This is a genomic window from Nocardia sp. BMG51109 (genome assembly GCF_000526215.1).
Classification (GTDB): Bacteria; Actinomycetota; Actinomycetes; order Mycobacteriales; family Mycobacteriaceae; genus Nocardia.
The window spans coordinates 7,390,027-7,404,249 of sequence record NZ_JAFQ01000004.1 but is presented as its reverse complement, the minus strand read 5'-3'; the positions used below and the strand labels follow the sequence as shown (position 1 = coordinate 7,404,249).

Here is a 14,223-nt window from a genome sequence, read left to right as displayed (position 1 = left end):
GGCCGTCGGTAGCGGAACAGCGCACCATGCCCTAACACCGAATCAGCCATTCAGAGCTGCGATTAGGTCATCTCACAGCCGCGCTGGACCGAGTCCGTGAAAGACACAGAAATGCCGTAGGGGTCGGGTCGGCGTCGCCCCGTGTCGTCCATGCTTGGCCCGATCGGTCAACGATGTATTGACCTCTGTCCGGCATGGTCCGGCACGTCGCTCGGGGTAGAGCGACACATACCGAACACCCGACCGCGGGAGGACACGCGTGTCAGATATTGCAATTGTCGGTATCGGCTGTCGATTCGCGGGGGGAATCGACTCACCCGACACCTTCTGGGACTTCGTCGTCGACAAGCGGGACGGTGTGGTCGAGGTTCCGGCGAACCGGTGGGACTACCGGCGCTACTACGACCCCGAACCGCGCACGCCCGGCCGCGCCTACACGAAGCACGGCGCGTTCATGACGGTCGACCCGTGGGAGTTCGACCCGGACTTCTTCGGCATCTCGCCGCGCGAGGCCACGGTGCTGGATCCGCAGCAGCGCCTGATGCTGGAGGTTACCTGGGAGGCCCTCGACGACGCCGGGATGGCCGGGCGTGCCGCCGGGGGGTCGGTAGGCGTCTACGTCGGCGGATTCGTGGTCGACCAGTCGGTCATCGGCGTGGTCGGGCCCGCCCTGTTCCACACCGATATGCACACCCCGGCGAGCGCGTCGTACACGATGCTGTCGAACCGGATCTCCTACGCGCTCAACCTGATCGGGCCGGCGCTGACCGTCGACACGGCGTGCTCGTCGTCGCTGGTGGCGTTCCATCTGGCCTGCCAGGCGATCGAGAACGGCGACTGCGAGGTGGCGCTGGCGGGCGGCGTGAACGTCATGCTGCAGCCCGAGACGTTCGTGCTGATGTGCAAGGGCGGCTTCCTGGCCACCGACGGCCGCTGCAAATCCTTCGACGCCAGTGCCGACGGTTACGGCCGTGGCGAGGGCGCCGGCATGGTGGCGCTGAAGAAGGTCGAGGATGCGGTGCGCGACGGCGACCGCATCTACGCCGTGGTCAAGGCCACCGGCTCCAACCAGGACGGCCGCACCACTGCGATCACCGTGCCGAACGTCGACTCGCAGGAGTCGCTGGCGCGTGCCACCTGCCTGCGGTCCGGCCTGGCCCCGCACGAGATCACCTATCTGGAGGCGCACGGCACCGGCACGCTGGTCGGCGACCCGGTCGAACTGCGGGCGCTGGGAAGGGTTTTCGGCGCACCGGCCGGCCGCGACGAGGCCATCGGTGTCGGCTCGGTGAAGGCGACCATCGGCCACACCGAGGCGGCCGCGGGCATCGCCAGCGTGATCAAGTCGGCGCTGGCGATCCGGCATCGCACCATTCCGCCGCAGGGCTGGCTGGAGAAGCCGAACCCGGACATCCCGTTCGACGAGTTGGGCCTGCGCGTCCAGCTGGAGGCCGAACCGGTGGCGCCGGGCGCGGACCCGATGTCCATCGCGGTCAACGGATTCGGCTACGGCGGCACCAACGCGCACGCGATCCTGCAGGAGTACCGCGGTGAGCCGGCGGCGCCGGCGCCGACCGGGCGGCACCACGGGATCCTGCCCATCTCGGCCCGCAGCACCGGCGCGGCCCGGGCACTGGCGGGCCGCTTCGCCGACCTGATCTCCGGCGGCACCGATCCGGGCCATCTGGCCGAGGCGGCCTGGACCCGGTTGGCGCACCATCACTTCCGCACCGGCGTGCTGGTCGGCGACAGCACCGAGGACCTGATCCGGGACCTGCGCGAGTATGCGGCGGGGGAGGGGCGCGAGGCGGCGCGCACGATCATCTCGCGCGCCGCCGAGCCGGTGTTCGTATTCTCCGGGATGGGCCCGCAGCACTGGCGGATGGGTCGCGAACTGCTGTCCGCGGGTGGCGTTTTCGCCGAGACCGCGGAGCAGATCGACAAGGAGTTCCGGGACCTGTCGGGCTGGTCGATCATCGAGGAGCTGCAACGCCCGGAGGAGGAGTCGCGGGTCGGCCGCACCGAGATCGCGCAGCCGGCCAACTTCCTGGTCCAGGTGGGGCTCGTGCGGGAGCTGGCGCAGTACGGTATCGAGCCCGCCGCCATCGTCGGCCACAGCGTCGGCGAGGTGTCGGCGGCGTACGTCGGCGGCATGCTGTCGCTGCGCGACGCCGTGCAGGTGGCCTACCACCGGGCCCGGCTACAGGCGACCACGGCCGGTACGGGCGGCATGCTCGCGGTCGGCCTGTCCCCGGAGCAGGCGAACGAACTCGTCGGCGACGACCCCCGCGTGGACATCGCCGCGATGAACAGCGCGAGCGCGCTGACCCTCGCCGGTGACGAGGACCGCCTGGACGAGATCGCCGAAAAGCTCACGGAGGACGGTGTTTTCGCCCGCCGCCTGCGGGTGGAGGTGCCCTATCACAGCCGCCTGATGGATCCGATCCTGGCCGAGCTGCGCGAGGTGCTGGCGGATCTGACCCCGCGGCAGCCGGCCGTGACGATGTACTCCTCGGTCACCGGCGGGCTGGTCACCGAGGGCGACTGGGACGCCGACTACTGGTGCGCGAACGTCCGTCAGCCGGTGCGGTTCGGCGCCGCGATCACCGAGATGATCGCCGCCGGCAGCCGCGTCTTCCTGGAGGTCGGCCCGCATCCGGTGCTGTCGGGCAACATCCGCGAGACGATGCTCGGCGCGGACGTCAGCGGCACCACGGTGGGAACGCTGAACCGCGAGGAGGCCGACGCGGATGCCCTCCGCCGCGCGCTGATCGGCCTGCACGCCGCCGGAGTCCTCGACCGGGAGCGGCTGTTCCCGGCCGACGGACCGGCCACGCCGCATCTGCGGCTGCCCCGCTACCCGTGGCAGCGCACCCGGCTGCACGCGCCGCTGCCGCTGTTCGAGCAGGCGCGGCTGGGCACCCCCGACGGCTACGCCATGCTCGGCGACCCGGATATCGAGGGACGGCCGGACTACCTGCTGCAGGTCGGCTCCGAGGTGCTGCCCTGGCTGGACGACCACGTGGTCAACGGGATCCGGATCATGCCCGGCGCGGCGTATCTCGATGCCGCGCTCAGTGCCACCGCGACGCGGATCGGCTCGAAGCGGGTCGGGGTGGAGGACGTCCGGTTCGTGGCGCCGCTGATCATGGGCTCGCCCGATGTGCCGCTGATGTCGCTGACCCTGGAGGAGGCGAGCAACCGCTTCCAGATCCGCTCGCGCAGCGCGACCGGTACGGCGTGGACGGTGCACGCCCACGGCCGCACGCTCACCGGCAGCTACGAGGAGTCGACGGCCGAGGTCCCGTCGATCGATGTCGGCGTCGACGTCGACCCGGAGATGTTCTACTCCGGCCTGCACGCCGCGGGCCTGCAGTACGGCCCGTCGTTCCGGCGGGTGACCCGGGTACGGGTCGGCGAGGACACGGTGGTGGCGACGGTCGACGGCAGCATCGCCGCCGGATCGCGGCACCTGGCGCATCCGGCGGTCGTGGACGCGGCGATGCAGAGCGCCGCCATGCTTTTCGCCGACGAGCGGATCAACGAGGGCGTCCTCGTTCCCGTCGGGGTGGCGGCGGTGCGGCTGCTCGGCGAGCTGCCCGAGGAGGTCACCGTCGTCGCGCGCAAGCACCCGACGATGCGGCTGCGCGCCGACGTGGACCTGCTCGACGGCGAACACCACCTGGTGATGCGGCTGACCGGCCTGCAGATCGGCGCGCTGAAGCCGGGCGACGATCCGCTGCACCGGATGTCGGACTTCTACTACAGCGACACGATGGAGGAACGCGACCCCGTCGACCCGGCCGCACTGGCGGATACGCCGCCGGCCACCACACTCGTCGTGGCGCTCGGAAACAGCGGCCGCGCAGACGAACTCGCGGCGGCGATCACCGGATCGCGGCAGGTTCTCGCCGACCCGTCCGACGAGGAGCTGGAGAAGGAACTGGTCGCGAACCTCGAGGCCGTGCGGGCGACCGAACCGCAGCGCCTGCACGTCTGCGTGGTCGCCGGCACCGCGAACGAGGATATGGCGAACCTCTGGACGCTCAAGCGGATCGCGGTCGCCCTGGAGGAATTCGTCACCCCGGAAACGGCGGCCGAGTCCCCGCAGTCGGTCTTCGGCGACGGCTCCGTGCACGCCACGCTGGTGACCGAGCGGGCATTCGTGTTGCCGGACACCACGATCGCGCCGAACACCGAACAGTCCGCGCTGGCCGGCGCGCGCCGGGTGCTGCTCAACGAGCAGACGTCGCTGCGGTGGCGGCTGATCGACGTGGAACCCGACACCCCGATCGCCGAGATCGTCACGGAAATGGCCGTACCGGGCGCGTTCGCCTACGACAACGCCGACGAGGTGCTGTTGCGCGACGGCAAGCGCTGGGCGCCGGTGGTGACCAGGCCGCTGCCCGAGCGCCTCGAGGCCCACGACACCGATCACCCGCTGACCGATCCGGAGGCCAACTTCGCCCTGGAACTGCCCCGGACCCGCCTGCTGCAGGCGCTGGCCTGGCGGGAGTGCGAGCGCCCGGAACCCGGGCCCGAGCAGGTCGAGGTGCGGATGCAGGTCATCGGACTGAACTACAAGGACCCGCTGAAGGTCATCGGCCTGCTCGGTGAACGAGAGCTGGCGCCCACCTATTTCGGCACGGTCCCCGGGATGGAGGGCGTCGGCACCGTCGTCCGGGTCGGTTCCGGCATCGACCATGTCAAGGCGGGCGATCTGGTTGCCGTAGCCGCCAAGGGCATGATGCGGCGTTACGCCCTCATCGACCGCGAACTGGCGATTCCGCTGCCGCCCGACGCCGACCCGGCGTACTGCACCAGCACCATCGCCTTCGGCACCGCCGAATACGCCCTCAACGACCTGGCACACCTGGAGCCGGGGGAGACCGTGCTGATCCACGGTGCGGCGGGCGGCGTCGGCACCGCGGCGATCCAGGTCGCCAAGGCGGCGGGCGCGCGCATCATCGGCACGGCCAGCACCGAGGAGCGGCGTGCCCACGTGCTGTCGCTGGGTGCCGACCACGCGGTGAACTCGCGCTCGCTGAACTTCGTCGACGAGGTGCTGGCGCTGACCGGCGGCAAGGGCGCCGAGGTGATCGTGAGCAGCGCGCCCGGCGAGATCCTGCGCCAGAACTTCAACGCCGCAGCGGAATTCGGGCGCATCGTCGAGGTCGGCAAGGCCGACATCTACACCGGCGGCGTGCTGGAGATGTCGTACTTCGACAAGAACCTGGCGTACTTCTCGATGGATCTGGACCGGCTGGTGGCGGTCGACCCGCAACGGCTGGCCAACCTGCTGCAGCGGGTCTACGAGAAGGTGCTGGCGGGCACCTATACGCCGCTGCCGTACAAGCTGTTCGAGACCGACGAGGTCAGCAAGGCCTTCGAGGAGACGCTCCGCTCGACCCGGCTCACCCGGATCGCGCTGAAGATGGACGCGCCGGAGCCGCCCGTGCGGCCGTACCTGCCGGACATCGAGATCGACGGCGCCGCAACCTATCTCGTCACCGGTGGCTTCGGCGGCTTCGGCATGGCCACCGCCCGCTGGCTGACCATGCGCGGCGCCCGCCGGCTGGTGCTGGTCGGGCGCAGCGGCGCGACCACCGAGGAGGCGCGGCGGCAGCTCGAGGCGTGGCGCACGGTGGGCGTCGAGGTGGTCGAGGAACGGGCGGACGTGACCGACGCCGAGGCCCTCGCCGGCGTGGTGGCGCGGGCGCACAGCGCCGAACACCCGCTGCGCGGCGTATTCCACGCGGCCGGTTCGGTGGCCGACAACCGCATCGGCAAGATGGAGCACGCCGAAATGGACCGGGTGTACCGGCCGAAGGTGCACGGCGCGCGCATCCTGCACGAGGTGATCAACGATGCGGGCATCGAGCTGGACATGTTCGTGCTCTGCTCCTCCGGCGGCTCGATGTACGGCATCTACGGCCAGTACAACTACTGCGCGGCCAACGTCGCGGTGGAGCAGCTGGCCGAGCAGTGGTCGCGGGCGGGGGAGCGGGCGCTGTGCATCGGCTGGGGCCACCTGTCCGGGGCGACCGGCGGCATGGCGGCCGACGAGACCGCCGTGAAATACCTCGACCTGGTGGGCTTCGGTCCGATCGACATGTCCGACGCCACCGCGTACATGGAGCAGACGCTGCGGCTGGGAGCGACTCGGGCGGCGATCATTCCGACCGACTGGGCCAAGCTCACCGGCACCTTCCCGCAGCTGACCCGCACCGGCCGCACCATCGCGCTGGCCCAGGCCTCCGCCAAGGACACCTCCGAACTGGCCCAGCTGCGTGCCGAATTGGTGGCGATGGAGGAGAGCAAGCGCGGACCCTTCGTCGCGCGGAAGATGGCCGAGGAGCTCGCCGTCGTGATGGGCGTGCCGGTGGACTCGATCGACATGACCGTTCCGGTACCGGAGTTGGGGCTGGACTCGCTGATGGCGGTCGAGCTCGGCGCCCGCGTCACCAAATCCCTGGGCATCGACCTGATGTCGCTGCAGATGGGCCGGTCGTTCAGCCTGGAGCAGGCCGGGCCGAAGGTGGCGGAGCTGATCGTCGCCTCCGAACCCGGTCAGCCGGAACCGCTTCCGGAGTCCGGGATCGCGGAACCGGCCGCGGCGGCCAACGGGTCCGCGGGTGAGCGGCCCGCGACGTCCGGGAACGGTTCGGCGGGCAACGGAGCCCACGGCAGCGGGTCCGATGGCAACGGAGCCGACGGCAACGGCGGCAGTGTTGCCGCGGAGCCGGTGCCGGCCTCGCAGGGATGACGAAACGCCGGTCGGCGGAAGGGTTTCCGCCGACCGGCGGACCGGCGGTACCGGCCCCGCAGTTTCGACGAAGAGAGGTTGTCTCCGTGGTCAATTTCGGGCTGATCGACGAGTGGGAACCGGCGCCCGGCCGGCTGACCACCTGGGTCGCCACGCCGGAGTCGCTGGCGCGGGCGGCGCAGGCGCCCGTGCATCCGGCCCCGCCGTCGCACCAGCAGGAGCAGTATCTGCAACTGGCCGATCGGCATTCCGAGGCCGATTTCCGCTTCTCCGGACTGTGCCTGGTGACCGCGGAGATACCCCTGGGCGACCTGGACCAGGAGGCGATGACGCGCGCCATCAACGCCTTCCTGATGCGCCACGACACCTTCCGGACGTGGTTCTCGCTCGCGTCCGGCGGCGTGGTGCGCAGGCATCTCGTGGACGCCGGGGCGGTCGACTTCGCTCCGGTCGACTACGGCCTGATCGACGATCCCGAGGCCATCCGCCAGCACGTGCAGAAGACGACTCCCGGTCCGCTGCAATGGGATTGCTTCACCTTCGGCGTCATCGAGCACGGCGAGTCGACCACGGTGTACCTCGCCGCCGACCACCTGCACACCGACGGTCTCGGGCAGTACCTGTCGTGTTACGACCTGGCCCACCTGTACGCGGCCGAGGTGGGGGAGGAGGTCGACGAACTCCCTCCGGCCGCAAGCTATCTCGACTACTGCACGATGGAGCGCGGCTACACCGCGCAGCTGACCCCGGCCTCGCTCGGCGTCCGGAAGTGGCTCGAGCTCATCCGCGGCAACGACGGCCGATTGCCCTCCTTCCCTTTGAATCTCGGCAGGCGGTCGGACGTGTACAACCGCAGCGCGCACCGCAGCATCGAACTGCTGAGCGAGGAGGAGGCGCTGCGTTTCGAACAGCACTGCCGGGACAACGAGGCCGAGTTCATCGGCGGGGTCTTCGCCGCGGCGGCGCTGGCCGAACGCGAGCTCGTCGGCTCCGACTACTACTTCGGCATGACGCCGATCAGCACCCGCACCTCCGCGCCGGAGCGCGCCTCGGTCGGCTGGTACGTGACGCTGGTGCCGGTGGCGTTCCCGGTCGGCCCGACCACGTCGTTCGAGCGTGCCGCGACCATCGCGCAGCGGGCCTACGAGAACGGTATCCGGCTGGGCCCCACGACCTTTCACCGCGTCCTGGAGCTACTGCCGGCCGATTCGGAGATCCAGGCCGGACCGGGGCATCCGAATCCGATGATCTCCTACGTCGACGCCCGCGACTTCATCGGCAGCGAGTTCTTCGGCGAGGTGACCGGTGGCATCTACGCCAACCGCGCGGCCTCCGAAGAGGTCCTCATCTGGGTCAACCGATTCCCGTCGGGCACCTCGCTGAGCGTCATCTACCCCGACACGCCGGTGGCGCACGAATCCGTCGAACGCTACGTGGCCGCCATGAGCGCGGTGTTCGAGCGGGCGCTCAGGCAATCAGCTCCACCAGCGCCCGCTGCGCCGACGGCACCGGCTCGATCGGAAAGCTGAACCGCACCAGCCGGTGCGGCGGCGCCGTCTCGAAATGCGCGAAGCACGGTGGGAGCGGTATCGGGCGGATCGCCCGTCCCGACGCGCCGTCTCCGGCATGATCGTCGTCACCGGTGCCGGTCGCGCGGAAGTGTGCGGAGCCCGCCGGTGGCCGTTCGCCCGGTAGCCGCTCCATGGCGGGCGGATGTGTCCGGATCGTGCCGCGCGCGGATGTTGCCGCCCGGTTTCGTCGCGGGTGGGCCGGTTCGAGCGCCCGGTCTCCGGGTGGTCCGGCGCCCGCTGGAACGGCTGGTAGGGGACCGGAGCGAGGTGCGCAGGCTGCGCGGTCCGGGGCGGAACAGCAGGTACGAGTTCGGTGTTGAGGCGTCCTGGTGTCATGTGGTGGACACGTCGCGGTAATATCGAATAATCGCCGCCGGTTGGCTGCGGCGAGTACGCCGGATCGAAGGTTGGTGAGTTCGCCGATGTCGGTGTCGATGTTCGACGAGGTACTTCCGCACGGTGAACGAGACGGTGTCGGGCTGCGCGTGGGTGCCGTCATCGATCGTGGCGGCGAGGTGCTGCTGCTGGAACCGCACAGTTCGGGGCCCATCCAGCCCACCCGGAAGCTTCCCGGAGCGACCGTGAAACCCGGGGAATCGGTGTCGGGGGCGGTGATTCGCGGCGTCGCCGAGGAGACCGGCCTGCTGGTCACCGCCGTCGGCCACCACATCGGCGATTTCGACTATCTGTCCCCGGCCGGACACCCCGTGCGCCGCTTGCACTTCGTGGTGGAAGTGGCGAGCACCGGCCCGGTCCGGCTGAGCGCCCACGGCGGATACATCTGGGCTCCCCTGGACGGCGACCTGCACGTCACCTCGTCCATTCGCGGAATCCTGGACGCCTACCGCGAACTCGCGTACCCGTAGCCGTCGGTGCGGCGGCGCCGTCGGAGCTGCGGTCATCCTTCCCGGCGCGCGGCGGTCGGCCTGCTCGTTGCCGGGATACGGACGCACGGTGTCATTTCCGCGCATGCGGATGCCGAGCGGTGGTCGTCCGCCGCCGCGGCACGGCGTCGTCGTGCACCGGCACCCGATGTGGCCACCAAGTTCGACCTGGAGGTCATCGCCGCCGAGTGACCATCCGGCCACCCGATCCTGCGTGGCAACGATGGGCACCTTCGTCTGCCGTGCGTCCTCCCGCGGTCTGCCGCGCGTGCTTCCTTCGTTCGTTCCGGCGTTCCCCGCATTGTCGTTCCGGCATGGTCTCGGCCGGATCGGACGGTGCCCGCGCTTGCGGTACGGATCTCGGCCGACATCGCGCCGGGATGATGCGGGGGATCGCGGGCTGGGGTCGTAGGAGCATGCTGAGGACGGTGGGGGAGCGCCGGGACGACAGATGGTCGGGTCGCGGCGGACGACAGTCGAACCGGCGCCGGCGAGTAGCGGGGCGGTGCGCTCATACCGTGGTAGGAGCCCGAGGTCGTCCCGGGGTAGCTGGTTCGTTCGGCTCGGACGAAGTACTGTCCCTTCCGGAAGGGGGCGCGGTCCGAGGACCCGACTGATCCGGCGAAGCCGGGTTCGTCCCGGGTCGCGGTGCGGCGCAGACGTTTTCGGAGCAGCGGGAGGGACCATGGCCGTGACACAGGAGCTGGTCGAGGCCAGGCCGTCGGTCGGTCTCGTGCAACGCTGGGGGCGCGCCGTGGCGCGCCGCAGCCGGCTCGTGCTCGGGGTCTGGGTGCTGCTGCTGGTGCTGTGCGGCATCGCCTATCCGATGCTGCAATCGCGTCTCGAGGCACCGAACTACAACCCGGAGCAGTCCGAATTCCTGCGCGCGGAACAGCTGGTCCGGGAGTATTTCCCGGCGCTCGGCGACGAGCAGGACGTGGTCGTCTTCGATTCGCCGACCCGCACGGTCGACAGCCCGGAGTTCCGGCAGACGGTGTCGGAGGTGCTGGGCCGCCTGCACGGCGCCGAGGGCATCACCCGCGTGACGGGCCCGTTCGAGGGAATGGGCCAGATCTCGCCGGACCGGCACACCGCCTTCGCACTGGTCGGCCAGACCGGCACGCCACCGGAGCGGGCTGATCGGGCACAACACTGGCAGGACGATCTGCGCTCCGCGGGGGCCGGCGACATCGGCGTCGCGGTGACGGGTTTCGTGCCGATCCAGAACGATCTCGCCACCGCCGAGAAGACCGATCTGACCCGTGCGGAGATGATCGGCCTGCCGGTCGCGCTGCTGGTGATGATGGTGGCGCTGGGCGCCGTGGTCGCCGCGGCGGTACCGGTCGGCATCGGGCTGGCCGCGATCCTGCTCGCCAACGGCGTGCTGTTGGCGCTGTCCCCGCTCACCGGCATCGACATCCTGATGACCACGATGGCGTCGATGATCGGGCTCGGCATCGGCATCGACTACGCGATGTTCGTGGTCAGCCGCTTCCGTGAGGAACTCGGCCGGGCCGGGGTGACCAGCCGCCGCGATCCGGCCGTGGCGGAGGCGATCGGTGCCGCGATGAATACCGCGGGTCGCACCGTCCTCGCGTCGGGGGTGATCGTCGCGGTATCCGTCGTCGCGCTGGCGCTCATCCCGGCCCCGACGTATCGCGGCCTCGCGCTGTCGATTTCGGTGTCCGTCGCCGCCACCCTGGCCGTGGCGCTGATCCTGCTGCCCGCGCTGCTGGCGGAGCTGGGTCCCGCGGTGAACCGCGGCGCGCTGCCGGAGCGGTTCCGGCCGGCGGTCATGCGCGGTGAGGCGGCCGCGGCGCACGGCAACTGGTATCGGTGGGCGCAGACGATGATGCGCCGGCCCCTGCTGTTCGGGGTGGGCGCCGTATTACTGCTGCTGGCGCTCGCACTGCCGCTCACCCGCATCGAGCACGGCCTCAACCTGGGCGTGGACAGCCTCGGCGGGCAACCGGCGGGCCGGGCCGCCCAGGTGATGGCCGCCGACTTCCCGCCCGGCACGATGGCGCCGATCACGATCGTGGCGACGGGTCCGGGCGGCGGGCCGCTGACCGCCGACGGCTCCGATCAACTGGACCGTTTCGTGGCCGCGACGAGCGCCGACTCGCGCGTGACCACAGCCTTCCAGCAGCAATCCGACGGCCGCACGCTCGTCGTCGCGCTGCCCGCGGCGGCCGTCGACGACCCGCAATCGGCGCGGCTGGTCACCGATCTGCGCGACCGGGCCCGACACCTCGACGGCGTACAGGCCACGGTCGGCGGCGTCAACGCCGGATTCGTCGACGTCTCCGGCATGATTACCGGCAGGCTGCCCGCGGTGGTGGCGTTCGTGCTGATCGTGTCGTTCGCCTTCCTGGTGTTCGCGTTCCGCAGTATCGTGTTGCCGCTCAAGGCGATCGCGATGAACCTGCTCGCCACCGGCGCCGCCCTGGGCCTGACGGTGGCCGTCTTCCAATGGGGCTGGGGCGAATCGCTGTTCGGTTTCCACAGTCCCGGCTACCTCCAGGTCTATCTGCCGGGCATGGTGTTCGTGATCCTGTTCGGGCTGTCGATGGACTACGAGGTGTTCCTCATCCGGCGGATGAAGGAGCGCTGGGACGCCGCCGGCGACCACTCCGACACGGGCAACCGCGCCGCGGTGGCGGAGGGCATCGAGCACACCGCCCGGCCGATCACGGCCGCGGCGGCCATCATGGTCGTGATCTTCGGCAGCTTCCTGACCGCGGATGTGCTGGAGCTGAAACAGATCGGCTTCGCCCTGGCGGTGGCCGTGACGCTGGATGCGATCGTGGTGCGGATGGTGCTGGTCCCGGCCTTCATGCGGCTGTTCGGGCGCTGGAACTGGTGGTTGCCGGGCCGGTCGGCGGCCTCCGCCCCACAGTCCGTCGAGTAGCACCGGCGGCCGGGGCACCGGCGATTCGATTTGCCCCGACGAGGGCATTTACGGCATCTTTACTACCAGGTGTGCCGGGAAGTCTGGTCGGCGAGCGACGCCCGTGAACTCGGGCGACGCGGAATCTGCCGACAGGAGGCCCGCCGTTGACCCACGCCGATTCGATCTTGACGATTTCTCTACCGGTGATCATGCACCGTCCGGTCGTATCCTGCGAGTGTGCATGCTTCTCAGATGGCCGAGGATTATCCGGTGGTCGGGTTGGACACCGACGCGCTCGACGCGGCCCGGCTGCTCGCCGAGCACCGGCTGCCCGGCATCGTGGTGACCGATCCGAAGGGACGTCCGGAGGCGGTGCTGCCGGCGTCGCAGGTGGTGCGTTTCCTGGTGCCGACCTACGTGCAGGACGACCCGTCGCTGGCCGGGGTGCTGAACGAGTCGATGTGCGACCGGGTGGTGGCGAAGCTGCGCGGCAAGAAGGTCCGCGACGTCCTCCCGGAACGGCTGGCGAAGGTCCCGGCCGTCGAGGCCGACGACACCGTCATCGAGGTGGCGGCCACGATGGCGCAGTTCCGCAGCCCGCTGGTCGCGGTCGTGAAGGATTCCGAGATGATCGGCGTGATCACCGCGTCCCGGTTGCTGCAGGCGTCGCTGCAGAGCTGCTGAGCCGCGCCCGCGCGACCGGGCTGTCGCACGGCGGCACCAGGCATGGCGCCGGGGAAGGGCTTCCGGTCGGCAGCACGGGCTCGTGGGACGGTACCTTCGCATCGGCGCCCGGGCGGACGTCGTGAGCATGTCCGCCGTCGTCGCGGTCGGCGTCTTCGCCGTCGCCTACGTCCTGATCGCGACCGAACGCATCCACAAGACCGCGGCCGCGCTCGGCGGCGCGGCGATCGTGCTCGCGCTCGGTGTCGTCGGTTCGGGCGACAGTTTCTTCTCCCACGACACCGGCATCGACTGGAACGTCATCTTCCTGCTGCTGGGGATGATGATCATCGTCGGGGTGCTGCGCCGGACCGGCGTGTTCGAGTACACGGCGATCTGGGCGGTCAAGCGCGCCAAGGGATCTCCGCTGCGGGTGATGATCCTGCTGACTCTCATCACCGCGGTGGCGTCGGCGTTCCTGGACAACGTCACCACCGTGCTGCTCATCGCGCCGGTCACGCTGCTGGTGTGCGAGCGCCTCGACATCAATCCGGTGCCGTTCCTCATCGCCGAGGTCCTGGCGTCGAATATCGGCGGCGCCGCGACGCTGATCGGCGACCCGCCCAACATCATCATCGGCAGCCGGGCGGGCCTGGCGTTCAACGACTTCCTGGTGCACATGGCGCCGCTGGTGGTCCTCGAACTGATCGTGTTCACGCTGGTGCTGCCGCTGTTGTTCCGCGGCAGTTTCTCGGTCGACCCGGAGCGTGCCGAGGATGTCATGTCGCTGAACGAGCGCGAGGCGATCCGCGACCCGCGGCTGCTGATCAAGTGCGGCCTGGTGCTGGCAGGAGTGTTCGCCGGGTTCGTCGGGCATTCGGTGTTCCACGTCGACCCGTCGGTGGTGGCGCTGCTGGGCGCCGGGGTGCTGGTGCTGATCTCCGGTGTGCCGCAACAGGATTACCTGTCGGCGGTGGAATGGGAGACGCTGCTGTTCTTCGCGGGCCTGTTCGTGATGATCGGCGCGCTGGTGAAAACGGGTGTGATCGAGGATCTTTCGCGCCTGGCGGTGGACGCGACCGGTGGTGACGCGCTGGTGGCGACGATGCTGATCCTGGTGGTGTCGGCGGTGCTGTCGGGCGTGATCGACAACATCCCGTACGTGGCCACGATGAGCCCGCTGGTCGCCGAGCTGGTCGGCGGGATGGACCAGCACGCCGACACCCTGTGGTGGGCGCTCGCGATCGGCGCCGACTTCGGCGGCAACCTCACCGCCGTGGGCGCGAGCGCCAACGTGGTCATGCTCGGTATCGCGAAACGGGCAGGGACACCGATCTCGTTCTGGGAGTTCACCCGCAAGGGCATCGTCGTCACCACGATCACCATCGCGATCGCCGCACCGTATCTGTGGCTGCGCTACTTCGTCTTCGGCTCGGGCTGAGCGGG

General features: G+C 70.0%; 6 protein-coding genes. All 6 read left to right on the top strand.

Annotated elements, in window-relative coordinates:
• Positions 1 to 259 precede the first annotated feature (259 nt).
• Positions 260 to 6,766, top strand: a complete 6,507-nt coding sequence (locus D892_RS0134840) for a type I polyketide synthase (RefSeq protein ID WP_024805686.1) — start codon at positions 260 to 262, stop codon at positions 6,764 to 6,766.
• Between the two features lie 86 nt (positions 6,767 to 6,852).
• Positions 6,853 to 8,295 carry a condensation domain-containing protein gene (locus tag D892_RS0134835; protein WP_024805685.1) on the top strand — a complete coding sequence of 481 codons (1,443 nt, stop codon included), beginning with the start codon at positions 6,853 to 6,855 and terminating at the stop codon, positions 8,293 to 8,295.
• 452 nt (positions 8,296 to 8,747) lie between these two features.
• The gene (locus tag D892_RS0134825) at positions 8,748 to 9,203 is read left to right on the top strand and encodes an NUDIX hydrolase (protein WP_156959822.1); all 456 of its coding nucleotides are present in this window, start codon (positions 8,748 to 8,750) and stop codon (positions 9,201 to 9,203) included.
• A gap of 703 nt (positions 9,204 to 9,906) precedes the next feature.
• The gene (locus D892_RS0134820) at positions 9,907 to 12,132 is read left to right on the top strand and encodes an MMPL family transporter (protein ID WP_024805682.1); all 2,226 of its coding nucleotides are present in this window, start codon (positions 9,907 to 9,909) and stop codon (positions 12,130 to 12,132) included.
• 219 nt (positions 12,133 to 12,351) lie between these two features.
• On the top strand, positions 12,352 to 12,798 hold the full coding sequence (locus tag D892_RS0134815) for a CBS domain-containing protein (protein ID WP_024805681.1): 447 nt from the start codon (positions 12,352 to 12,354) through the stop codon (positions 12,796 to 12,798).
• A gap of 127 nt (positions 12,799 to 12,925) precedes the next feature.
• On the top strand, positions 12,926 to 14,218 hold the full coding sequence (locus D892_RS0134810; protein WP_024805680.1) for an ArsB/NhaD family transporter: 1,293 nt from the start codon (positions 12,926 to 12,928) through the stop codon (positions 14,216 to 14,218).
• Positions 14,219 to 14,223: the final 5 nt, after the last annotated feature.

What these genes read in the sequence shown, in the direction of transcription:
- D892_RS0134820 (WP_024805682.1), top strand. Translation starts at nt 9,907, where the DNA reads ATGGCCGTGACACAGGAGCTGGTCGAGGCCAGGCCGTCGGTCGGTCTC.
- D892_RS0134810 (WP_024805680.1), top strand. Translation starts at nt 12,926, where the DNA reads ATGTCCGCCGTCGTCGCGGTCGGCGTCTTCGCCGTCGCCTACGTCCTG.